Here is a 22,809-nt window from a genome sequence, read left to right as displayed (position 1 = left end):
CCCCGGGGCGGCCCGCCGCCGCCAGCAGGCGCGTCGTCGCGGCGGGGCGGCGGCCGTGCTCTCGGCGGTCGGGCTGCCGCTGCTCGGGGCGGTCGCGGACGAGGTCGACGGACCGGGCGTCAGCCTCCTCTTCGCGGTGGGCTCGGTGCTCGGGACGGCGGCCGCCGCACTGCTGTGCAGCCGGGCAGGACGGTGGTGGGTGGTGACGGCCGCACCGGTCGTGGTGCTGCTCACCGCCTCGGGCGTCGAGTACCTCGCGCACCCCGGGACGTACCAGGGGAAGAACCTCGGCACCGGCGCGCTGCGCTGGGTGGTCGGGGCCTTCCCGGTGATGGCCGCGGCCGTCGCGGTGGCGTTCGCCGTGGTCGCGGTCCGCGCCGTGCCGACCCGCCGCCGGGTGGTACAGCAGCGCCGACGAACCGGCCGGACGGCCGCCCCGGCCGGAAGGGGCCGCCGTGGCTGAGCGCGGCAACAGCCGTACCGGCGGCCGAGGTCAGCGCGGGCAGCGCGGGCAGGCCGCGCGCCGCGCCGCCGCCCCGCTGACCGTCGCCGGGCGCACCCTGGCCTGCACCGTCTCGGTCGCCGTGCTCGGCGCCAGCGGCTTCACCTGGTACGAGTACCGCAGCCTGGACGACGGCATGGTCAAGTCCTCCGCGCTGAGCGAGGCCAAGAAGAACGCCCCGCCGCACCTCGACAAGTCCGTCAACCTGCTGCTGATCGGCCTGGACAGCCGCAAGGACATGGACGGCAACGACCTGCCCAAGCAGTTCGTCGAGGACGAACTGCACGCCGGCTCCAGCGGGATCGGCGGGTACAACACCAACGCCCTGATCGTGCTGCACATCCCGGCCAACGGCGGCAGGGTCACCGCGCTCTCCGTCCCGCGCGACGACTACGTGCAGACCGTCGGCGCGGACGGGAGGATGCACAAGATCAAGGAGGCGTACGGCATCGCCAAGGAGGCCGCCGAGCAGAAGCTGGCCGGCAAGGGGCTCTCCAAGGCGCTGCTGGAGCGGCAGAGCCGCGAGGCCGGCCGCTCGGCCACCATCCAGACCGTGCAGAGCCTCCTGGACGTACCGATCGACCACTTCGCGGAGGTGAACCTGATCGGCTTCTACGACATCGCCAAGGCGGTCGAGCCGATCCAGGTCTGCCTCAACCACCCGGTGGACGACCCGATCATCGCCCGCACCGCCACCCACGAGGGCGGCGGCACCGGCCTCAAGCTCCCGGCCGGGATCAGCTCCCTCAACGCCGCGCAGGCACTCTCCTTCGTCCGCCAGCGCCACCACCTCACCAACGGCGACCTCGACCGCACCCACCGGCAGCAGGCGTTCCTCTCCTCCGTCGAGTACAAGCTCAAGCAGCAGGGCATCCTGAACGACCTCGGGCAGATGCAGAAGCTGTTCGCGGTGGTGAAGAAGGACGTGGTCATCGACAACGAGTGGAACATCCTCGACTTCGCCCAGCAGGCGCCCAACCTGACCGGCGGCAACGTGGAGTTCAACACCCTGCCGATCAGCGGCTTCAAGACGGTCGGCGGGCAGGAGGTCAACACCGTCAACCCGGACCTGATCAGGAAGATCGTCCGGCAGCTCTTCAACCACGAGCCGGCGCCGGCCCCGCCGGCCGCCGCGCCGCCCGGGGAAGGGCCGGGCGAACCGGCCCCGTCGCCCTCCGCCACCCCGAGCACGGCGCCCAAGGCGGTGGTCGACGTCAACGCGGCCGCGGGGGCGGGCGCGGCGGCCAACGAGTCCAGGGCGCTGGCCGAACTCGGCTACCAGGCGGGCCGGATCGGCGACGCCCCGGCCAGGACCCGGGCCACCACCGTCGCGTACGGGTCCGGGGCCAAGGCCGACGCGCAACACCTCGCCGCCCGCTACGGGGTGAACGCCTCCTTCTCGTCGGCCGTCCCCGCGGGGCGCATCCTGCTCACCCTCGCCGTCTCCCGCACCCCCGCGCCGACGGCCGTCCCCTCGGCCGCCGCGGCCGGCGATCCCTCCGCCGACCCGGCGGCGGGGCTGCCGATGCAGGGGCCGGCGGTGAAGGCGGGCGGGATCCCGTGCGTGGACTGAGGCCCGACACGTTCCACCGGCCGGTACGCGAGCGCATCCTGCAGTGGCCTCGAAGCCCGCTCCGGCCCCGGCAACCGGATCGCCGTTCCGCCTTGCTCGGCTGTTCGCGACGACCTTCCACGGCCTCTGCGCCGCTCGCGTCCGGCCGCCCGCCCGCCCGCAGCCTGGTCGCCGGCTGCCCCGCGCACTGCCCTCCGGCCGCCGGTCGCAGACCCGGCGCCACCGGGAACCACCGTGCTCGGTTGCCCCGGCGCGGGCGCGCTCAAGGGCCTCCTCGGCTCCGGCTACCGGGACACCTGCCTCGGCTGACGGCCTCTGGCGCCGTCCTGGCCACCGTCCCGGCCGCCGTCCTACGGGGCGGCGGCAGACCGGCTCCCTGCCACCGCAGGCACCGGCTGTGAGCCCCTTGCCGCAGCCGAGCTCGACGACGGCGCCCCGGTGCGGACCACCCTCGCCACCCTCGCTGACCCCGACGGCCGGCGCACCGGTACCGCCAGCCTGCGCGGCTGCGGCGCGACCTGAGCCCTGAGGCCGGCGAACACGTCACCGTAAACCGGCACCGGCACCGAAACCGGGGCCTTCCCCCATGTACTGCGCCTGGCTGCGCTGAGCCGCTGGGCGTCCTCGTACGCCTGCTGGAGAAGCGTCGTCAGATCGGTGACCTCGGACTTCAGCCTGGTGACCTCCGCGTCCAAGGCCCCGGTACGGCTGTGGGTGTCATCCAACCGCTCCGCCAGCTCGACGGTCAGCGCCGTCCTCGGGCCGGTCGCGTTCAGCGCCTTCCAGCGGAGCTCATGGAGCATCGTGCGCAGGGCCGTCCCGTCGCCGGGGCCGGGAGCCGCGAAGGCCGCGAGCTTGTCGACGACATCCCGAGGTGGCACCCGGTGACCGTTCAGGTAGCGGGACATCGTGGCGGGGCTGACGAAGACCTCCCCGGCGACCTGGCGGATCGAGCAGTGCCGTGAACGGACCACTTCCCGAAGGGTGTCCGCGAGCATCACGACCTCGGCCGGGAGACCGGAGTCCAGGGGGACGAGCGGCCTCGACTGACGCCACCGGAAGAGTTCGACCTCCTTGCCCGGTGCCGTCGCAGAGCGGCCCCCGCCCTCCTCCCGGGCAACCTCGGACAGCGCCCGCCGCAGCCGGTGCCAGGCACCGCGGTACCACTCGAGGACGCCCGGTCCGCCGCCACGACCTCCGTACGAGGCCGCGAAGTGCAGACAGCTCCGAACGAAGCCGACGAGCAGAGGAAGGCGTGGCAGACTGCGGCGTCGCAGGTTCAGTGCGTCGCCCACGGTGCTTCGGCCCGCGTGGGTGTCGAGATGCCTGGACATGTGCCGGGAGACCCACCCCAGCGACGGCTCGCCGGCCCAGGCCTTCAGCTCGCGCAGGCACTGCACGAACTCTCCCACCGTCCGGCAACCGCTGGGGTCAGGGGGCAGTGCGGGGCCTGAACCCGAGAACCCGGCATCGGCACGGCGAGTGCGCGCGACGTTCCACTGCGCGGCCCAGAACTCCCGGTCGCCGCCGCAGGCGGTGCCGTAGGCGACGGTCACCGCCCGACTGGGCAGCCGTCTGCCGGAGGCGGCCTGGGCGAGCGCCGATACGGAGAAACCGGTCCGATGCGCCAGGGCTTCGTAGGGAGGCAGCCCTGCCTCCTCCCGGGCCCGGCGCAGCAGCAGGGCGAGCCCCGCGTACGGGGCGTGCGGGTCGATGGGGTTCTCACGACGTGGCACGGCGTACCTCCTCACGGTGCGTGGCGGTGCCGCAGGCGTGCGGCACCGCCACGGTGGATGAACCGGACCGTCAGGAGGACTGGCCGAGCTCGCGAGCGACCGCGCCCGTGGCGAGGACCGCCGCGATGGCGGCCTGGACGTCGTAGCCCAGGACGACGAGCACGACGACCGCGACGCCGGTCGGGAGGATCCAGGGCACGCCGAGCGTGCGGTTCCCGGGGAGGTGGATGCAGAAAGCGGCCCCGCTGGCGGGCCTCCGCGAGGTGTGACGGCGCATGGCCATGGTGATCATGTCCTTTGGTCCGGACGGTATTTGACGTTCTGTCACGGGTTGCCGCCCGCGACGCGCCCAGCATTTCACGGCTGTCCCGCGGCACCGCAATGGCCTGGGGCGGACCGTTTTGCACGAACCGTCCGAGGGCACCCCGGCGCCGGCCCGACGTGGGACCCGACCCGCCTCGTCCGCACCGGCGGGAGGTGGACAACCCCGCCGGCCCCGCAGGTCGAGGGCGGCCGTTGTGCGCGAGCGTCCGGTCTCGTTTGCGAAACAGTTTCCTCCTTGGGCAACACCCCGCCCCGGGTCGAGGCTGGTCGCGGCGCTCCCACCCGGAGCCGCCCATCACGGCGCCCATCCCTTGGTCCGGACGGTCGCCACGCACCACCCGAGGCTCCGTCTGTTGCCGCAGACCCCTCGCTCCGCCCGGCGGTGCCGCACTGTGCGGCACCGCCGGCGTTGCGTCCGCTCCTCGTGGGGCCGCTCGTCCGAGGTGGTGGCGTCGGATCCACGCGGCTGTTCGGGCAGGCACCGGGCCGGAGGCGCCGGCCGCGCCGTTCGCGGAACGGCTGCGCAGCGGTGACCGCCTGCCGGGCGGGCGCCACGACGCCGAGGAGCGGTCGGCGAGCGAGCTCCTTCGCCGCCACGACACCGCCGCACTCGCGCCGCTTCGGGCGGGCGTCCTTCACGCCGCACCCGACCGTCCGGCGCTGCCCCGTGCCGTCCGTTGCTTCACGGGCTCACCGTTCCCAGGACGATTCCTCGAAGGCGTCGGGTTCGGTGATCCAGTCGGCGTTCAGGACGAGCCGTGAGGTGCGGTGGACGGCGAGGAAGCCGAACGGCCGGTCGAATCGAGCGCTGATCATGCGGGCGCGACAGCGGAACCGCGGCGGTAGCCCCGCGCCCGCCGCGCTCAGGGCAGTGACGCTCGCGGAACGGAAGCCGCGAGCGCCGAACGTGGCAGTCACCGTCTGTGCGGCGGCCTCGACCGCCAACGGCTCGGCGCTGATGCCGGGGAAGTGACCTCGGGTTCGGTCCGTTGCTGTTCGGAGGCCGAACAGCTCAGGGTCCTTGAGCAGATCGTGGCGGGCGGTGACGGTGAAGGGCACGGTTTCCACCACCAGCTTCGATTCGCCGTCGAGGCTGGGAACACGCTCGACCGTCAGCCCGGGGCCCGGAACGCCGTAGGGGAGTTGACCGCCCGGGAGCACTGTCCTCCGGTTGTCGAGGGTCCGCACCGCTGCCGCCAGCACATGCCCTGGCAGGGCGTCCTCCGTCCCCAGGAACAGGTGGACATCGACTCCCTGGGTGCCGAGAACGTGGAGCACGGTGACGGGACCTGTCGGGGTCCGGGTGACTCCCACGCGGTCGAGGAGTGCGGTGATCCGGGACAGGCCGGCCATGTCCCTGCCCCGCCAGGGGCCGGCCGCCGCCTCCAGGACGCCGGGTTCGAACGGCCGGATCCAGTCGGTGCGGACCGTAAGGGCGCTGGCCAGCACCAGTCGGGTGTCCTGCCCGACGGTCACCGGCATCGACGGGATCTGTCCGCCGGTGCACGTCGCCGCCCAGGCGTCGAGTCGAGCCCGATCCGAGGCCGCGTCGCCGGTGAGCTGTCCGTGGACGTGCTCGGGGAGCGCGGCAAGCCAGCTCCGCTCGATCGGCAGAGCTTCGTGGGTCCACAGGCCGAGCGCCCCTTGCACGCCGGGCATCGCATCGATCGCGGCCAGCAGACCCCGCGCCTCGCCCGCAGCCCGGTCTGCCGGGATGCCGATGGCATCAGCAAGTTCCTTACGGATGGCGGTGGTTGTGCCGTCCGCCAGCAGAGCCAGCAGCGGCCACACCCCGGCGGTGGTGAAGGCCGTGCCGCCTTCCGGTAGAGCGGCAGCCCAGCGCGCGGTCAACGCGTTGACGGCCCGGACGGTGGAACTACGAATCATGCCCACCCCTTCGAGGAACACCTGACCCCGGGAGCGTAGGGCCGACCCGTCCGGGGCGGCCGGCGAGATACGTGGGCGCTCCTGGTGACGAACCGCAAGCTCGGCTCGGACGGGCTCATCGACGACACGGGCCCCGAGCGCACAGGGAACCGGCAGGACCCGGCCCCCGGGCCGCCGTCCGGCCGCCCCCGTGCCTGCCACCGCGCCTTCTCGGCTTCGGCCCGGGCCGGCCGGCGCCCGGTGGCCTCCACGGTGCGGCACCATCGCGGCCGGGGCCCGCTGGTGCCGCCCGTCCGATTACGGTTGCCGGAGCAGCCCGCTCCGGTGGCGCAGCCCGTGGAACTCGATCACCCTCCCGCCGGCGAACAGATCGAGCGGCTTGAAGCGCCGGCGCGGTGAGTCCTCCTGCGTCGACGGCTCCGTGCCGCGCCCGTCAGCTCGCCTCGACTCGCCGCATGATCAATTATCGGACGGGCCTTGGCTCTTGAGGTGCGCCAGCGTGGAGATCAGCCGGTCGGTGATTCCCTCGGGCCAGGGGAAGGCGATCGTCACCGCCCGTTGGTGGGCCAGCCCGTGCAGGCCCAGCCACAGGGCGACGGCGTCCGCCCAGGGGTCGTCGGTGGCGGCCAGGCCGGCGGCGGCGCACTCGGCCAGGACATCGGCGAGCAGGTGCAGGGGTGCCATGCCGAGGGTGGCCATGTCCTCCTGCGTCACGGCGGTGTCCTGGAGCACGGGCACCCAGACGCCGCCGAGCATGGTGCGGTAGCGCTCCGGGTGGTCCTCGGAGAAGCCCAGGTAGGCGTGGCAGAAGGCGAGCAGACGTGCCCGGGGGTCCTCGCCGGCCGCGTCCACGGCGGCGCGGAGCTGTGTCTCCAGCTGGTCGAAGGCCTGCTGCACCACGGCCAGCATGATGGCCGGCTGGTCGGGGAAGTGGCGGTAGATCGAGGGGGCGGCGATCCCGACCCGGCGGGCGACGGACCGCAGGGTGACGGCGCTCTCGCTGCCGGTTTCGTCGAGCAGCTCGACCGCGGCGGCCACGATGTCCTCGCGGAGACGGGCACCCTCCCCCCGGCGGTTGCGGGGGCGGGCGGACAGTGTGCTCGATTCGTTTCCCATGCCGTGAGCTTACAGGTGAAAACTTACAGCCGACAGCCCTTGTGTGTCGTGAGCTTACGCGCGTAACGTTACGGCTGTAAGCAATGCTGAGCCGAACGGAGCACGCCATGAACGACGCCGTCATCACCCGCGCCATCGAGGTCGTCCTGCCGGGCGAGGTCGAGCCGGACGGCCTCCGGCTGCGCACCCGCGATCTCCCGCCGCCGACCGACGGCCGGGTCCTGCTGCGGATGGACGCCACCGGCGTCTCCTTCGCCGAGCAGCAGATGCGCCGCGGCAAGTACTACGACCAGCCGCCCTTCCCCTTCGTGCCCGGCTACGACGTGGTCGGCACGGTGGTCGCGACCGGCCCCGGCGTCGACCCGGCGATGACCGGGCGCCGCTTCGCCGCCGTCACCAAGACCGGCGCCTGGGCCAGCCACCTGCTGATCGACGCCGCGGACGCCGTCCCCGTGCCGGACGGCGTGACGGCCGCCGACGCCGAGACCGTGGTTGTCAACGGCGTGACGGCCTGGCAGATGCTGCACCGGACGGCGAAGGTGGCCCGGGGCGCGACGATCGTCGTGCTCGGCGCCAACGGCGGCGTCGGCTCGACCCTCGTCCAACTGGCCCGGCACGCCGGAATCACGGTGATCGGCACGGCCTCCGCGCGCCACCACGACACCGTCCGCGCCCTCGGTGCGACCCCGGTCGACTACCGCGACCCGGACGCGTACCAGCGCATCCGGGAACTCGCACCCGACGGCGTCGACGCGGTGTTCGACCACGTCGGCGGCGCCGGACTGGCGCGGTCCTGGCAACTGCTGCGCCGCGGAGGGGTCCTGGTGTCCTACGGCACCGCCGCCACCAAGGACGAGTCCGGCGACTCGCGGCTCCCGGTGCTGAACCTGTTCGCCCGGTTGGCGTTGTGGAACGTGCTCCCCAACGGGCGCTCCGCGCACTTCTACAACCTGTGGGCGGGCAGGCGCCGCCCCGCGGCCTTCCGGGCCCGGCTGCGCGAGGACCTCACCCGGGTGCTGGCCCTGCTCGCCGACGGCACGCTCACCGCCCAGGTCGCCGCAGAGTTCCCCCTCGACGAGGCCGCGGCCGCGCTTGCCCTGGCCGAGTCGCGCACCGTCGCGGGCAAGGTCGTCATCGTCCGCTAGCCCGGTGCCGGCGCCCCAGCGATGCTGGGGGCCGAGGACGCCGCGGTTGCCGCTGTCGTGGGTGAGGTTGCGGTACCACCAGGCGTCGAGGCCGCCGGACTGCTGGGTCTCGTAGGAGGAGAAGGTGACCGTGCTGCCGTCGTTGTTGGCCACCCACCACCACGGGTCGGACTGCCCGGTCTGCGCGTAGGTGTACACCGGGGCGCCCTGGCTTGTGTTGTGGGCGTAGTCGTCCAGATACTGGCCGGTGCCCATGTTCAGGACGTGTGCCCAGCCCTGCTGCACCGCGGCGTCGAACGGAGTACCCATGTTCTCTCCCGCCAAGACGGCCGGGGCCCCGGTGTCACTGTTGGGGAAGCGGCTGGGCGCGCTGGTCGATGCCGAGCGTGTCGTCGGAGACCTACGCCGCTACTACGGGATTGGCCTGCCGCCTGATGCGGCTTCATTCACGGGGAGCCGGTTCGAGCATCTGGCCGGTGGCGGAGATCGCCCGGAGATCGCCGGTCGGATCACGGCGGAGGACTTGATCGCGGTAGAAACCCTCTCGGTGTCCATCCCGGTCGAGCTGAAGCTGGGCATGCTGGAAGGCCCGCTCGGCGACGAACTGGCTGACCTGCTGTCCGCGATCCCGGCTGGCGTGGACCTGGCGCACGTTGACGCCGCCACGGTGGCTGACGGTTCGCCGGCGGACCAGGCGTGGCGGCTTTTGGAGTCCCAGCACGGGCTGGGCTGGGTGATTGCGGGGAAGATCCTGGCCCGTAAGCGTCCGCAGTTGCTTCCGGTCTACGACACAGTGGTGCGTTGCGCGCTCGGCCGCCCGCGCCCGTTCTGGCTTTCGCTGCATGCCGCGATGCGCGAGGACGACGGCTCCCTGCATCGCCTGCTGCTCGACCTCCGGCAGGCTGCGGACCTGCCGGAGACGGTCAGCGCGCTGAGGGTATGCGATGTTGCGGTGTGGATGGGCCACCGAGCCCTTGATCATGCCTGTCGCTGACGGGTGACCACCCAACAGCCGACTTCGCGGTCCAGGCGCAGACGGGCCTTGTGGAGCTGTACCCGTACCGTGGCGGGTGAGATGCCGAGACTGCGCGCGATCTCCGCCGGGTCCAGACCTTCGCGCCAGGCCAGGACCGCGACCGTGCGTTGGGCCGGGGGCATGGCCTGGATCGCCGTACAGCAGCGGTCGAGCGCGGTGCGGGCCACGGTGACGTCTGCCGGGTCGTGCAGGGCCGTGGTGCAGAACTCGCAGACGTCGATGCGGATCGTGTTGAAGGTCGCGTCCCGGCGCAGGCCGTCGGTGTGCTTGTTGCGGCACACCGTCCTGAGCCACGCCTTCTGGCCGTCCAGCGGGCGGGTGCCGACCTCGTCCCATTGCAGCGCGGCTTCGTGGAAGGCGTGCTGGACGAGGTCGGCGGCGTTCGTCCGGCCGGCCAGATGGATGGTGGAGGCCAGCACGTCGCGATACACCGCCCGGAAGGGCACGGTGACGGCTTGTCGGGTCCCCTGTCGTGTATCGGGCCGACTCGCGGGGACGCCGTGGACTGGACGGCGTCGAGGCGGTGTACGGCAGGGCGCTCCGGTCCGACTACCGGCGGTTCATCGGCACCTTCGGGCGCGGCACGGTCGAGCAGCTGGTGGTCGTACGCGGACCGGCCACGGGTCGGCCGCAATGGGAGGGAGTCAGGGTCGCCGCCCTCCTTCCCGCGATGCTGCGGGACACGGCCGACGACTGGGAGGTGCCCGCCCAGAAGGGCCTGTACCGCGTGGAGGACATGCTGGTCCGGGCCGACACCGAGGCGGCGGACACGCTCGCCCGGGTCGCCGCGGACCCCGATCCGGACCGTCGGCCGGTTGCCGTCCGGTCGCGGTGACACGCAGCCTGGACGGTCCACCCGTTCGGGATGGCGGAGTTCCTGGTCGGGCTGTTGCGCGACCGATTCGAGGAGTGGCCGCTGAGCGACATCGGCATCAAGGGCGTTGCCGCTCCACGGTTCCTGCACGAGGTCGACGAGGAGGCCGCCGCGGACCTGGGCCACAGCCCCGGGGACCGACCCCCGTCACCGCCGCTTCCGGCGGCACCGCGAGGATGGGACCGGGCTGCCCTGCTCCGGCCGGCCCTACTGGGGCGAGCCGGAGCAGGGGCAGCACTGCAAACCGCCGTCCGCGACCGGGCGGCCATTGCCCCCGCCCGAACGGTCGGGTCGGCGCTCCTTGGTGAAGAGCATCGCGATCGGGGAGGGGATTCAGGGGATGTAGAGGCTCTGGGCGCCGGTGGTGATCTCGTCGTCACCGGCGCTGATGCGGCCGAGCTCCTCTCCGTTGCAGTCCGGACCCGAGTAGACCGTCACGGCCGTGTCGGTGTTGTTGTCGACGATGCTGGAGTCCTTCAGGGGGTAGCAGCCGGAGGGGTCCGTGTAGACCTCTTCGTTGTTGAGGTAGAGGTTTCCGGTGGCTGCGGTGGCCGGGCCGGCGGGCAGGACCAGGGCGGCAGCGGTCATCAACAGGACGCCGAGAGCGGCGCGGCAGGTGATTCTCATAACCATGTGCATAGCCATTTCGGGCCGGTGCCGTGACAGGGACGGGCAGGGGTCGCCCTTGGAGGGCGGGCCCGATGGGCCGAATGCCGGGTGCCCCACGGCCGCCTCCGGCGGCGACCGTTTCGTTTTCCGTGGACGCCGGTCAGTTGGCGACGACGGTGGCCGCGGCCCCGCCGCGGTCGAGCTCGGCGTCGTAGATGTGCACGACCACGTTCACCGAAGACCTGATCCACGTGTCACCGGGCGAGGTGACGCCCACCGGAATGGTCACGGTCTCCCCGCCGGTGCAGGGGAGCTGGACCGAGCCGAGGCCCGATACGGCGGATTGCGTGGCCTGGACGGTGATCTTGACCCACTCGAATATCGGGAGGCACCGGTAGCTGACGGAGACGTTCAGTGTCCGCCCGGCATCCGCGACGGTGGCGCCGTTGACGCCTATGGAGAGTCCCCCGGCGCTCGCGGGCGCGGCTGCGAGGATCGTGCTCGCCATGGCAAGGGCGGGGACGGCCAGGAAACGGGCGAACTTGGTACGGGTAGATGCGCTCATGACAACCTTCTCTCCGGCAGTGGCAACGGACGGGATGGGGTGATCGAGGGGAGCTTCCGAGCCCCCATGCTGCGGTCCGCCACTGACTCGGGAGTCAAATGAGTCGGTGGACGTCTGAATGACACCGCGATGTGGCGTGGAGTCGCTCACAGGCTAAGGACGGCTCGCCGTAGCCGGATCCCGCTTCCGGGCAAGCGCGAAACCGCAATATTGATCACGACATCACACAGGCCCGGCGGTACTCCTGCTCGCGCTGGTGAGTGTCCTGTTCGGCATCCGGAGCAAACAGGACGGCCCGGCCGCCCAGTAACTGACCTGCACCCGTTTGATGTGCGGCCGCCACCCGGCCCGACGAACAACGCGTCCACCCGCCCACCGCACCGAGGGCCCGTCTCCCCATCACCGGGAAGGCGGGCCCTTTTGCATGCCCCGACGAAGGAGATGCCGATGCCGACGCTCCACTGCGCCCCCGCCGCCGCCCGCACCCTGCGCTGCCTGGCGAAGGGCCGGAAGGCCGACCCGGCGAAACGGACCCCCAAGCACCAGGTCAGCGCGAGCGGCCGAGCAGCTCGGCCGTCTCGGTGCGCCGGTTCCAGGCGATGACGGCCAGCGGCACCATGAAGATGAACGGGGTCCCGGCGTTCTCGCCGTGCATGGCGGTGAGCTGGGTGATGAACGCGAACGCCAGGAAGACGATCAGCGCGGTCGCGGCCGGCCCGGCCAGCCGGCGGACCAGCAGGCCGACCGCTCCGGCCAGTTCCACGAGTCCGGTGAGGTACATGAACCAGTGGCCTGCTCCGATGGCGTCGAAAACGGTCGTGGCGGCGGGGAGCGCGAGCAGCTTGGGCAGCGCGCTGGCCAGGGCGAAGAAGAGCGCGAGCAGGATCCGCAGCGTCCAGACCACCCGGACTACGGCCGTGCCGGACTTCACGGCGGTGGCGGTGGTGGTGGTGGTGGTCGTGGTGGCGGCGGTGGCGGTGCTGGACATTTCAGGTCTCCCTGGTCGGCTGTCGTTGCTTTCCCAGGTTTGACCGCCGGCGCCACCCGAACTCATCGGTCCCGGGAGAAAAAGTCCTCCGGCAGCCCCACCTCCAGCGCCAGCGGCTCGCCGACGGTCTGCCGCCCACGGATCGGCCCGGCCCGATCGCCCTCGACCGTGACCCCCGGGCCGGCCGACCCCGCGCCGGGGAAGGAAAAATCATGCGATTCGAGAACACCCTGACCGTCGACGCGCCCGTCAGCGTGCTCCTCGCCCACCACGCACGGCCCGAGAACCTCCCGCGCTGGAACCACGCGCTCGACACCACGGAGCAGACCTCCCCGGGACCGATCGGGGTCGGCACGACCCACCGCCGGGGGAGTCCCCTTCGGGTCCACCGTCCCGGCCGGTGAGGCGTCAGCCTGTGGACGGGAGGTTCCCGCCCGCGGTGACCAGGCCTGTCTCATAGGCGATGACGACCATCTGGGCCCGGTCATGGGCGTGGAGCTTGGCCAGCAGCCGCCGGACATGTGTCTTGACGGTCGCGATGCTCAGCCCCAGATGCTCGGCGATCACGCGGTTGGGCAGTCCCCGGGCCACCAATCGGAGCACTTCCCGTTCCCGTGGGGTCACGCCCGCCAACTCCCGGGCGAGTCCCGGGCGCGGCTCGTGGCGTCCGGCGAACTCGCGGATCAGACGACGGGTGACCGCGGGCGCGAGCAGGGCGTCGCCGGCGGCGACCACCCGCAAGGCTGTCAGCAGGTCGGCGGGGAGGATGTCCTTCAGGAGGAATCCGCTGGCTCCGCCGCGGAGTGCCGCGTACACGTACTCGTCCAGGTCGAACGTGGTGAGGACCAGCACCCGGGTGCCGGCGGCGTCCGGGTCCGCGCAGATGCGCCGGGTGGCCTCCAGACCGTCCGTGCCCGGCATCCGGATGTCCATCAGCACGACGTCGGGCCGCAGCCGCAGGGCGAGTTCGACGGCCTGCTCGCCGCTGACGGCCTCGCCTGCGACGGTGAGGTCGGGCGCGTTCTCGATGAGCAGGCGGAAGCCCGCCCGCAACAGCGCCTGGTCATCGGCGATGAGAACCCGGACCGGCTGGTTCACCGTGCTGTCTCCGATCCGCAGGGCAGCCGCGCGTGCACCCGGAATCCGCCCGTCGCCAGGGGGCCGGCGGAGAGGGTCCCGCCGCACATGGCCGCCCGCTCCCGCATCCCGACGAGTCCGTGCCCGCCGCCAGGACGCCGGGGCGGGAGCCGGGACGGCGCGTCGTTGACGACCTCGATCTCGACCGCCTCGGGACCCGTCCGGGACACGTTCACCCGGCAGTCCGCCGATCCCGCGTGCCTGACGACATTGGTGAGGGCTTCCTGAACGATCCGGTAGACCGCCAGTTCCACACCCGGGGGGAGCGGTGGATCCGGGTCGACGGACAGCTCCACGTGCGGGCCTGCGCCGTTCGCGAGCGCGGGCAGGTCGGCCAGACCGGGGGCGGTCCCCGACTCGGCTCCGTCACCGGGTGATCGCAGAACGCCGAGCATGCGGCGCATCTCGGTGAGCGCCGTCCGGCCCGCTGTCCCGACCAGTGCGAGGGTCCGCTCGGCCTCCTGCGGGTTGGTGGAGGCCACCGCACGGGCCACCTCGGCCCGTACCGCGATGACAGTCAGATGATGGGCCACCACGTCGTGGAGTTCGCGGGCGATCCGCAGGCGCTCGTCCGTCACGGCGTGCCGGGCGGCGAGTTCCGCGTACGACCGCTGCTCTCTCAGCGCGGTGCCCACCAGCCAGGGCAGCGTCATCATCAAGGACGCGAAGACGACGCCCGACGCGATCCCGGAGGCCGGGACCGGTCGCGGTACGAGGGCCATGGCCGCCGCGACGGCGCCCAGCGAGCAGCCGAGCGCCGTCGCGGACCGGCGCCGCGGTTCCCGCGCCGCCACCGTGTACAGGGCGGCCCCGACGGGGACCCAGGACTCCTCCCATCCGGTGAACGTCATGGCGAGGACCGCTCCGGCCAGGACCGTGTACAGAACCCGGACGGACCATCTGCGCCGTACCGCGACCGGCAGCCAGACCGCCGCCGCCACGGCTCCCGCGCCCCAGCCACCGCTGCGCGTCTCGCTCGCGCCGAACGCCAGGGCGAGGAGCACGGCCGCGACCGTGTCCACGCCGTGCCACTGTCCGTCCCGCAGACGTCCGGCCACCAGCGGCCGTGACTCCCCGTCGCCCATGCCGGCCACGCTATCCAAGCGGGGGCCCGGGGCCTGTCAGCCCGGAGGACGTCATCTCGCGGGCTGAGTCATCCGCGCGGCCGATGCCCGTCGTACCCTCCTGGGCTGACACCGGGTTCCTCCCCGGGGGCGAAGCCGCCGGGCCCGTCGGACGGAACAGTGGAGCCATGAATCGGAGAACACTGCTGTCCTCGTCCGCCGGACTGGCCGCCGCCATGATCCTCGCTCCGCTCGCGCCGGTGGCCGTCGCGCGACCGAGGCAGGAGGAACCCGTGCGGTTCCAGCTGCCCGCCCCGAACGGCCCGTACCCGCTGGGTACGATCGCGCTGCACCTGGCCGACACCGCGCGGCCGGACCCCTGGGTGCCCTCCCGCCCCTGCCGTGAGCTGATGATCAGCCTCTGGTACCCCGCCCGTGGCTGCGCGGACCGCCCCACCGTTCCCTGGATTCCTCCGGCGGCGGCCGACCGGTACCTGAGCCTCCTCGGCCTGCCTCCCGGCCGGGTACGACTGGGAGGCACCCACGGCCACGAGGGCGCTCCCGTCGGCGGCCCACCGGGCCCCCTGCCCGTCGTGCTCTACTCTCCCGGCGCCGACGCGTCACGGTCGTTCGGCACCGGCGTCGTGGAAGACCTCGCCAGTCACGGCTTTCTGGTGGTCACGGTCGACCACACCTACGACGCGGCGGCGGTCGCCTTCCCCGGTGGACGCGTCGAGACGAATCCGCTGGGCGGGATCAGCGACTACGCCAAGGCCCTCGAGGTCCGTACCGCCGACATCCGCTTCGTCCTGGACCGGCTCGCCGTCCTCCGCTCGGGTGGCCACCCCGGCGTCTGCCGCACCCCGCTGCCCACAGGCCTGCGCGGGGCGCTCGACCTGCGGCGCGTCGGGATGCTCGGCCACTCCCTGGGCGGCGCCACCACCGCCGCGACGATGCTCACCGACGGGCGGATCACGGTGGGAGCGAGCCTGGACGGGGGCGCGGCGGGCGCGGTGGTGGACGCCGGGCTCGACCGTCCGTTCCTGGTCGTGGACACCCCGGGCAAGGGCGGCATGGAGAGCAACCCCGCCCTGCGCGCGTTCTGGTCGCATCTGCGCGGCTGGCGCCTGCATCTGACCGTACGGGGAGCCGCGCACCAGTCGTTCGGCGACGATGTGCTGATCCTGCCGCTGCTCGCCCCTCTCCTGGGCAGGTCACCGTCCGATCTGGAGGAAGATGTCGGGACGATTCCCGGGCACCGGGCACAGGCGTTCCAACGCGCCTACCCGCGAGCCTTCTTCGACCTCCACCTCCGCGCCCGGGGGCGGCTGCTCGACGGACCCTCCCCCGGCTTCCCCGAGGTCGACTACGGCCGGTGAACGCCTTGCCGCCGGGCCCGCCCGTCCGGGCTCCGAGGGACGACGCCGGGGCGTTCACCGGGCGGGGTCCAGCGAGGGAGGGTCGTCGGTGCCCTCGGCTTCGCAGGGAGGACCACGACCCGGGGAATCCTGCGGGGCGGCGCCTCCACCACCCCGACAGGGCAGCGGTGCCCTGGACGGGGCAGCGGCGCCCTGGACGGGGCCTGCATCTGCAGGGCGCCACGCCCTCGGTCCTACTCGGTCCGCAGCGCGGTGGCGGTCCGCGACCGGGCTGCCCTGCCGGCCGGCAGCAGTGCCCCGAGCAGGGCGATCACGATCCCGCCGGCCAGCAGGGGGATGAGCAGCCCGGCGGTGTAGACGTGGGACACGCTCGGCGGCAGGTGCCGGCCGATCGCGTTCCCCATCGGGGTCAGCGTCGCCTTCTCCACCGCGACCCCGAGCGGGACCCCGATCAGCCCGGCGATCAGGCCGGTGAGGGACACCGAGGTCAGGACCATCGCGACGGTCTGCTTGGGCGTCATCCCGAGGGCCTTGAGGATCCCCAGGTCATGGACCCGCTCCCGGGTGTCCTGCACCACCGTGCTCAGCACCCCGAGCGCGGCGACCGCGATCATCATCAGCGTGAGCGTGGCCACCAGGGCGCCCATGGTGATCACCACGATGTTCTTGCCCCCGTCCGAGTTCGGCTGGACCGAGGCGTTCAGCGGGGTCAGCGCGGCGGCGGCCGAGGTGGACCAGTCCGATCCGTCGACGTTGTCGGCCAGCTCGACGTTGAACAGGTCGATGTGCGGGGTCAGACCGGCGGCGGTGAAGGTGGCCGCATCCGTCATGACCGTGTAGTCGCCCTGGTTGGTGTCGAAGTTGATACCGACGACCTTCAGCGGCAGTTGCCTGTTCTGCTGCACCACGGCGACGTCGTCACCGACGTGGATCCCCACCGCCGAGGCCAGCTTGTCGCCGACCACGGCCTCGCCCGGCGCCGAGTACCAGCGGCCGGACAGCAGCTCCAGGTGCGTCCAGGAGAAGTCGCCGGTGACCGTGAACACCTTCGGCGGTTCGCCGCCGGGCGGGGCGCCGACCATGGTCGCGCCGCTGTCTCCCCAGCCGAACGCGGCCTTCGTGCCCGGGATCCCGGCGAGCGCGGCGGCCACCTCGGCGGCCTTCAGGTGCGGGGTGCGCGGGTCGTCGGGGCCGTAGCGACCCCAGGGCACGCCCACGTCGGCTGTGGGTTCCACGAACTTCGACGCGACGTTGAAGCCCGAGGTGCTGGTGTCCAGGTACTTGTTGAACCCGGACTCCAGCCCCACCGCGAACGTGACACTCACCACGCCGAACAGCACCGCCGCACCGACCAGTACGGCCCGGGCCGGCCGGGCGAACGGCTGGGCCAGCCCCAACGACACGGCCCGGGGCAGCGGCAGCCGCGAGGCCAGGCGCTGCGCGGCCCGACCGCCCCCGGCCTTGGGGGCGCGGCCGACCACCAGGGCCCGCACCGTCGGCATCCGGCCGGCCCGCAGTGCCGGGATCAAAGCCGTGACGCCGACGATCAGCAGGGTGCCCAGCGGCACCACGGCGCTGACCCACAACGGGATCGTGGCACTGGCCGCGCCGAGCTGCTTGGTGGCCCCGTCCAGGATCGGCACGGCCAGGAGGTTGCCGAAAACCGTGCCGAGCACCACGCCGAGTGTCGCCGGGATCACGGCCTGCGCGGTGTAGGCACGGGCCACCTGCGAAGGGGTGAAGCCCAACGACTTCAGAATCCCGATGCGCCGGATTCCCGAGGCCACAGCCCCGCTGACCACGATCGAGATGATCAGCACCGACATGAACAGCCCGAGGATCCCGAAGGCGATCAGGAACGGCACGTAGGCCTTGGCGTTGCCGGTCGCCTGCTGCTGCGCGGTCAGGTACGACTGTCCGCTCTCGACCGCGCCGACCGGCGCGGCGGCAGCCACCGCCTGCTTGTCGGTGGCGATGTCGGCGGCGGTCCCGGCCTTGGCGAACCGGTAGAGCATCTGCTCGTCGGACGTGGCACCGGCGGCGGTGAGCCGCACGAAACCGTCGGCGGTGGCGAAGCCGGTCGCGCTGTCGGTCACCGAGCCGGCGAAGCCGACGACCTTGAACGACGGCTTGCCCGGCAGGGAGGAGAACACCACCGAATCGCCGAAGCAGTCGGCGGCATAGTGCTGCCACGGCAGGGCGATCTCGTCCGGGCTCGTCGGCCAGCGCCCCCGGGTCAGCGCCAGCTGGTCCATCCCGGAGGTGCTGCCCAGGTCGGGCCGGGTGGTGACGGTGATCGGACCGTTGTCGTGACCGGCCCAGTCCTTCTCGGAGCAGTCCGTGCCGATCGTCGTGTCCAGAGCGGCGGCGACCGGGTACGGCCCGGCCGCCTCGGTGACGCCGGCGGCGTGCGCGGTGGCGGCGGCCTGCGCGGCCGTGACCTTCGAGCTGTCGAACTGGACCGCCAGGTGCGCCCCGTTCCGAGCATGGAAAGCGTGCTCGAACGGGGCCTGAACGACAGTCAGCAGCCCGAGGGAGAGCACTGAGGACGTCACCGCGGCGAACGTCGTCAGGGCCATGACGAGGGACTGGACCCGACGCCGGCCCACGCCGGAACGTACGACCTTGCCCAGGGCGCTCACCGGCTCACCGCCGGCAGCGGGCGGGCCACGGCCCGGAAACCGATCTCGAAGACGCGCCGGGGCATCGGCGGCTTGCGCAGTGTCATCGGACCTCTCCCGCCGGACGGGTCAGCGGTGTGCGGGCGGCCAGGCCGGCACCGCCGCCGTCGTTGATGACGTCCCGCTCGACCGCGCCGTCCACCAACTCGATCGTGCGGCGCGCGGTGCTCGCGGCCAGCCGCACGTCGTGGGTGACCAGCAGGATGGTCTGGCCGTCGCTGTTCAGGTCCAGCAGCAGCTCACGCACGTCCTCGGCCGAGCCCGAGTCCAGAGCGCCGGTCGGCTCATCGGCCAGCAGCAGCGCCGGCTCGTTCATCAGGGCCCTGGCCACCGCCACCCGCTGCCGTTCCCCGCCGGACAGCCGCTGCGGGTAGGCCTTGGCGTGCCGGTCGATGCCCAGCGAGTCGAGCAGCTCGACGGCCCGCCGCTTCGCCTCGCCCTTGCCCATCCCGGCCAGCTGCGCCGGAACCATGACGTTGTCCAACACGGTCAGGTCGTCCAGCAGGTTGAAGAACTGGAAGATCATGCCGATGGAGGCCCGGCGGTACTTCGCCGAACCGGCCTCGCCGAGCTGGTCGACGCGGGTGCCGTCGACGGTCACGGTGCCACTGGAAGGCTTGTCCAGACCCGCGATCAGGTTCAGCAGCGTGGACTTGCCACTGCCGGAATGGCCGAGGATCGCCACGCACTCACCGGCCGCCACGGACAAGGTCACACCGGCCAGTGCGGGCGGACCGTCGTCGTACTTCTTCGTCGTGTCGCGAAGATCGATCATCGGTGCATTCGTCATGACCACGAACCTAGGAACGGGCCGTGATCCACCGCGTCGGCCGCCGGATGTCACCTCTCCCCGCAGGCCATCGGCCCGGCGGCGTACCCCGCGTACATCCCCGGGGCGACGCGCAGAGCCGACGCCACTGAATACGATCTCCGTATGGAAGAGCTTCTCCAGCGTCTCTCGACATCGAAGCGCGTGACCTGGCTGACGTCACAGGCCGTGGTGCTGGGCACCGCCGGCCTCTACGCGCTGATGCTCCCCTTGACGATGGGGGACCCGGACCCTGAGTACGGCCTGTTCCGGTTCCCCGACCTCAAGCCCGTCCAGATGCTGGGTCTGTACGTCGTGCTCGCCCTTCCGGTTCTGCTGGTGCGCCGTCTGCCGGCGACCGTCTTCGCGGTGATCCTGGGCGAATCAGTCCTCGGCGACGCCTTCGGCGCCCGGCCCGCCATCATGTTCGTCCTGCTCGTCGCGTTGGGCGGGTACCTCGCCGCCCGGCGGCCGAAGGCTGCCGCCGTCGGGTCCGTCGCGGGCGTCGTGGCCGCGTTCGTCAACGACATCCACGACCGCGAGCAGTCCGTCGGCGACGCGATCCAGTGGGCCGGGGGGTTCGCGTTGTGGTTCGCGGTCGCGTGGGTCTTCGGGGGGGTGTATCGCAAACGCCGTGAGTACCTCGAAGCCCTGCACGAGCAGACCGAGGCCCGCGCCGTCATGGCCGAGCGGCTGCGGATCGCCCGTGAACTGCACGACAGCGTCGCGCACAGCATCGGGATCATCACGGTGCTGTCGGGAGCGGCGGCGCGGGTCGTGGAGACCAAGCCCGAGCAGACGCGGCAGGCGCTGACCGGCATCGAGACCACCAGCCGGGAGACACTGCTGGAGCTGCAGCGCATGCTCGGGGCGCTCCGCCGCGCCGAACCCGACGACGCCATGCCGGGGGCCGCTCCGCTGGCGCCGGCCGGCAGCCTGGCCGATATCCCGCGGCTCGCCGAACGCACGGCCGACACCGGAGTGCGGGTCCACGTGACCTGGCGGGGCGAGCGGCGCCCGCTGCCGCCGGAGATCGAACTGTCGGCATTCCGGATCGTCCAGGAGTCGGTGACGAACGTGGTGCGGCATTCCGGGGCGCGGACGTGCCGGGTCGCGGTGGGTTACGAGCCGACAGGAGTGACGATCGAGGTGGTGGACGACGGTCCCGGCGGGCCCGGCCGTCCGAGGCCCTCGGCGGTGGCCGGCGGGAGCGGCTTCGGCCTGCTCGGCATGCGCGAGCGGGTGTCGCTGCTGTCCGGCCAGTTCAGCGCCGGCCGGCGTCCGGAGGGCGGATTCCTGGTGACGGCGAGGCTCCCGGCATGAGCGTACGGGTGCTGTTGGTGGACGACCAGCCGCTGATGCTGGTCGGGCTCGGGATCCTGATCGGCGACACCGACGACCTGGAGGTGGTCGGCGAGGCCGGCGACGGCCGCGAGGCGGTGCGTCTGGTGCGTGAACTGCGGCCGGACGTCGTGGTGATGGACATCCGGATGCCGGGCATGGACGGGATCGAGGCGACCCGACAGGCCACCGCCGAGCCGGACCCGCCCAAGGTCCTGGTACTGACGACCTTCGACGACGACGAGTACGTCTACGGCGCACTGCGCGCCGGGGCCAGCGGATTCCTGCTCAAGAGCATGGCCCTGGACGCGATCCTGGAAGCGATCCGCGTGGTGGCCGCGGGCGATGCGCTGATCGCGCCGAGCGTGACCCGACGGCTGATCGCGGACTTCACCGGAACGTCCGGCCCCGCGGCCCCCGAACCGGACGCCGGGCCCGCCGTGGACTTGAGTCCCCTCGCGGGGATCACCGACCGGGAGCGCGAGGTGCTGGCACTGGTCGGACAGGGACTGTCGAACACTGAGATAGCCGAGCGGCTGGTGATCAGCGCGGCGACCGCGAAGACCCATGTCGCGCGTCTGTTCGCCAAGCTCGAGGCACGGGACCGCGTCCAGCTGGCGATCATCGCCTTCGAAACCGGACTCGTGCCACGCAGACGGTAGGGGCAGACAGTAGGGGCAGCGTCAGCAGCACCGACCGGCCGCCCAGCCGGGCCCCCGGTCGGTGCCAGGTTGAAGAGGCCGCTGCCCGAGCAGCGGCCACACCGCAGACCATGACAGCCAGCGGATGACAACCGCTGCTCGACAGAGCTGATTCCACAGAACGATCCGGCTGACGTGGCCTTCGACGAGGCCAGAGCTCCACGACAGTGATCCCGCCAGCGGCGCCTCGGCACTACTCAGGCGGCTCTTGAGTACGCTCGCCCATGCGCTTCCGACCGGCCGCTCCCTATCGTGATCAGCATGGACACGAACGCGGCTCCCGCCGACCCCCGGCCCTCCGTCAACCCGCGCTGGGCCACCGGTTGCGGGATCGCGGTGGCGCTCCTCACGGCCCTGGTGGTCCTGGGAGTCATGGTGCTGGCCGAGTTCGAGGACTCCCTGACCCAGCACGGGTACGTCAAAGGTCCCGGAACCGTGGTCGAGCCCCTGGGCGCCGGCGGGACCGCCCGCTACGACGACGGCCTGAGGATCACCGTGAGTCCGCCCCACCGGGAACCCGACAACAGTTACAGCTTCACGATCACCTACGACAACGGCACCGGCAGGGAACTACGCCCGGGCGGGACCTCCCCCGACACCGGCCTCGGCACGACGGGTGGCTCCGCCCCCGTCGTCGTCCGCCCGGGGAAAGCCCTCGACTCCGGCACCCCGTCCTCCACCCCCGCCCCCAGCGCCGGCCACGCTCCCGTCCCTGCCCCCGGCATGACCTTCCTCGACGGGGCCGCGTCCGTCACCGCCCTCACGCCGCCCCTCGACACGGAACAGAAGCGCACCGTGCCGGTACGGGTGACGCCCGACAGGGCGGGCGGCCTGGTCACGGTGGAGGTTGCCCCGAAGTCGCCCGGGTACCGCGACACCGCGTACTGGCAGTTCCCCCTCAGCTGACCGGCCGACCCCACGCACGGATGCCGCGTCCTGCCGGCCGACGAGGAGCCTGACGAGGAGCCTGGCGTCGCCGGGCCGGTGGAGGAGGGCGATCCAGCCGGTTTGTCCCCACGGCCCGTCGGGCAGGGGTGCGGTCCATTGGGCCGGCCCCTCGATCGTGTCGCCGGGGTCCGGTCCGCCGTCATCCACGAGAAGTCGCACTCCCTGGTGAAGTGCGAGTACGTGTGGAAGCGGACCGACGACTGGATCGAGCTTCCACGGTCGGCGCAAGGGCCGGTCGTCAGGCGCGACGGCCAGGTGCTCAACGCCTGAGCGGGGGTGGTATGCGCCGCGGGCCGGGTCGCCGCCCACGGTTCCCGCGGGGAGCACGGAAGCCGGGGTGCAGCAGTGTGTTGCACCCCGGCTCTTCCCAGGAGCTCGCGCAGGTCCACGGGTGT

The 22,809-nt window shown here is 72.3% G+C and carries 22 protein-coding genes and 1 pseudogene; 11 read left to right on the top strand and 12 right to left on the bottom strand.

The features are described 5' to 3' along the window. Both ACWGJO_RS17455 and ACWGJO_RS17450 read left to right on the top strand, forming a co-directional pair. Positions 1 to 463: DUF6542 domain-containing protein (locus ACWGJO_RS17455; protein ID WP_452184682.1), on the top strand; the 463-nt coding region annotated here is incomplete at its 5' end. Then, entirely contained in the window at positions 456 to 2,075 is a 1,620-nt protein-coding gene (locus ACWGJO_RS17450; RefSeq protein WP_452184680.1) for an LCP family protein, read from the top strand. The genes ACWGJO_RS17455 and ACWGJO_RS17450, both read left to right, overlap by 8 nt. Positions 2,076 to 2,425: 350 nt before the next feature. Here ACWGJO_RS17450 and ACWGJO_RS17445 read toward each other — a convergent pair whose 3' ends face one another. The 4 genes from ACWGJO_RS17445 to ACWGJO_RS17430 all read right to left on the bottom strand — a co-directional run bounded on the left by ACWGJO_RS17445 (position 2,426) and on the right by ACWGJO_RS17430 (position 7,138). Continuing rightward, positions 2,426 to 3,811 carry a helix-turn-helix domain-containing protein gene (locus ACWGJO_RS17445; RefSeq protein WP_452184678.1) on the bottom strand — a complete coding sequence of 462 codons (1,386 nt, stop codon included), beginning with the start codon at positions 3,809 to 3,811 and terminating at the stop codon, positions 2,426 to 2,428. A gap of 70 nt (positions 3,812 to 3,881) precedes the next feature. Further along, a complete protein-coding gene (locus ACWGJO_RS17440) occupies positions 3,882 to 4,094 on the bottom strand; it encodes a hypothetical protein (protein WP_387694713.1) in 213 nt (70 codons plus the stop codon). 731 nt (positions 4,095 to 4,825) lie between these two features. Further along, positions 4,826 to 6,043: a serpin family protein gene (locus ACWGJO_RS17435; protein WP_452184676.1), complete on the bottom strand. Its 1,218-nt coding sequence runs from the start codon at positions 6,041 to 6,043 to the stop codon at positions 4,826 to 4,828. Between the two features lie 438 nt (positions 6,044 to 6,481). Continuing rightward, on the bottom strand, positions 6,482 to 7,138 hold the full coding sequence (locus tag ACWGJO_RS17430; protein ID WP_452184674.1) for a TetR/AcrR family transcriptional regulator: 657 nt from the start codon (positions 7,136 to 7,138) through the stop codon (positions 6,482 to 6,484). A 107-nt stretch (positions 7,139 to 7,245) separates the two neighbouring features. Here ACWGJO_RS17430 and ACWGJO_RS17425 point away from each other — a divergent pair, with 107 nt between their 5' ends. After that, positions 7,246 to 8,283: a medium chain dehydrogenase/reductase family protein gene (locus ACWGJO_RS17425; RefSeq protein WP_452184672.1), complete on the top strand. Its 1,038-nt coding sequence runs from the start codon at positions 7,246 to 7,248 to the stop codon at positions 8,281 to 8,283. A gap of 307 nt (positions 8,284 to 8,590) precedes the next feature. After that, a complete protein-coding gene (locus ACWGJO_RS17420; protein WP_452184670.1) occupies positions 8,591 to 9,277 on the top strand; it encodes a DUF6308 family protein in 687 nt (228 codons plus the stop codon). Here ACWGJO_RS17420 and ACWGJO_RS17415 read toward each other — a convergent pair. After that, a complete protein-coding gene (locus ACWGJO_RS17415; protein ID WP_452184668.1) occupies positions 9,262 to 9,750 on the bottom strand; it encodes an RNA polymerase sigma factor in 489 nt (162 codons plus the stop codon). The two genes, ACWGJO_RS17420 and ACWGJO_RS17415, sit on opposite strands and share 16 nt — an antisense overlap. 41 nt (positions 9,751 to 9,791) lie before the next feature. Here ACWGJO_RS17415 and ACWGJO_RS17410 point away from each other — a divergent pair, with 41 nt between their 5' ends. Continuing rightward, positions 9,792 to 10,154, top strand: a complete 363-nt coding sequence (locus ACWGJO_RS17410; protein ID WP_452184666.1) for a hypothetical protein — start codon at positions 9,792 to 9,794, stop codon at positions 10,152 to 10,154. 372 nt (positions 10,155 to 10,526) lie between these two features. Here ACWGJO_RS17410 and ACWGJO_RS17405 read toward each other — a convergent pair whose 3' ends face one another. From ACWGJO_RS17405 to ACWGJO_RS17395, 3 genes are all read right to left on the bottom strand, one after another. Continuing rightward, positions 10,527 to 10,820: a hypothetical protein gene (locus tag ACWGJO_RS17405; RefSeq protein WP_452184664.1), complete on the bottom strand. Its 294-nt coding sequence runs from the start codon at positions 10,818 to 10,820 to the stop codon at positions 10,527 to 10,529. A 142-nt stretch (positions 10,821 to 10,962) separates the two neighbouring features. Continuing rightward, complete coding sequence (locus tag ACWGJO_RS17400) at positions 10,963 to 11,367, bottom strand: hypothetical protein (RefSeq protein WP_452184662.1); 405 nt, start codon at positions 11,365 to 11,367, stop codon at positions 10,963 to 10,965. 547 nt (positions 11,368 to 11,914) lie between these two features. Then, entirely contained in the window at positions 11,915 to 12,355 is a 441-nt protein-coding gene (locus ACWGJO_RS17395) for a DoxX family protein (RefSeq protein WP_452184660.1), read from the bottom strand. Between the two features lie 212 nt (positions 12,356 to 12,567). Between ACWGJO_RS17395 and ACWGJO_RS17390 the strand changes: the two genes are divergently transcribed. Then, the gene (locus ACWGJO_RS17390) at positions 12,568 to 12,759 is read left to right on the top strand and encodes a hypothetical protein (protein ID WP_452184658.1); all 192 of its coding nucleotides are present in this window, start codon (positions 12,568 to 12,570) and stop codon (positions 12,757 to 12,759) included. A gap of 4 nt (positions 12,760 to 12,763) precedes the next feature. Here ACWGJO_RS17390 and ACWGJO_RS17385 read toward each other — a convergent pair whose 3' ends face one another. Further along, positions 12,764 to 13,453, bottom strand: coding sequence for a response regulator (locus ACWGJO_RS17385; protein WP_452184656.1), 690 nt, complete (start codon positions 13,451 to 13,453; stop codon positions 12,764 to 12,766). Continuing rightward, on the bottom strand, positions 13,450 to 14,577 hold the full coding sequence (locus ACWGJO_RS17380) for a sensor histidine kinase (RefSeq protein ID WP_452184654.1): 1,128 nt from the start codon (positions 14,575 to 14,577) through the stop codon (positions 13,450 to 13,452). Before ACWGJO_RS17380 ends, ACWGJO_RS17385 begins: the two co-directional genes overlap by 4 nt. A 167-nt stretch (positions 14,578 to 14,744) precedes the next feature. Between ACWGJO_RS17380 and ACWGJO_RS17375 the strand changes: the two genes are divergently transcribed. Continuing rightward, the gene (locus tag ACWGJO_RS17375) at positions 14,745 to 15,935 is read left to right on the top strand and encodes an alpha/beta hydrolase family protein (RefSeq protein WP_452184653.1); all 1,191 of its coding nucleotides are present in this window, start codon (positions 14,745 to 14,747) and stop codon (positions 15,933 to 15,935) included. Between the two features lie 233 nt (positions 15,936 to 16,168). On the opposite strand, the gene ACWGJO_RS17370 is transcribed toward ACWGJO_RS17375, so the two are convergent. Next, positions 16,169 to 18,514, bottom strand: a complete 2,346-nt coding sequence (locus ACWGJO_RS17370) for an ABC transporter permease (RefSeq protein ID WP_452184651.1) — start codon at positions 18,512 to 18,514, stop codon at positions 16,169 to 16,171. Positions 18,515 to 18,659: 145 nt separating this feature from the next. Continuing rightward, the gene (locus ACWGJO_RS17365) at positions 18,660 to 19,406 is read right to left on the bottom strand and encodes an ABC transporter ATP-binding protein (protein ID WP_452184649.1); all 747 of its coding nucleotides are present in this window, start codon (positions 19,404 to 19,406) and stop codon (positions 18,660 to 18,662) included. A 144-nt stretch (positions 19,407 to 19,550) separates the two neighbouring features. Here ACWGJO_RS17365 and ACWGJO_RS17360 point away from each other — a divergent pair, with 144 nt between their 5' ends. From ACWGJO_RS17360 to ACWGJO_RS17345, 4 genes and pseudogenes are all read left to right on the top strand, one after another. After that, positions 19,551 to 20,747, top strand: a complete 1,197-nt coding sequence (locus tag ACWGJO_RS17360) for a sensor histidine kinase (protein WP_452184647.1) — start codon at positions 19,551 to 19,553, stop codon at positions 20,745 to 20,747. Further along, positions 20,744 to 21,427 carry a response regulator gene (locus ACWGJO_RS17355; RefSeq protein ID WP_452184645.1) on the top strand — a complete coding sequence of 228 codons (684 nt, stop codon included), beginning with the start codon at positions 20,744 to 20,746 and terminating at the stop codon, positions 21,425 to 21,427. Before ACWGJO_RS17360 ends, ACWGJO_RS17355 begins: the two co-directional genes overlap by 4 nt. A 300-nt stretch (positions 21,428 to 21,727) precedes the next feature. After that, positions 21,728 to 22,372, top strand: a complete 645-nt coding sequence (locus ACWGJO_RS17350; protein ID WP_452184643.1) for a hypothetical protein — start codon at positions 21,728 to 21,730, stop codon at positions 22,370 to 22,372. 150 nt (positions 22,373 to 22,522) lie between these two features. After that, positions 22,523 to 22,684, top strand: a pseudogene (locus ACWGJO_RS17345) (phosphoribosyltransferase); the annotation flags it as partial. Positions 22,685 to 22,809: the final 125 nt, after the last annotated feature.

This window comes from Kitasatospora sp. NPDC054795 (genome assembly GCF_053611565.1).
This window is presented reverse-complemented; position numbering and strand designations above follow the sequence as displayed.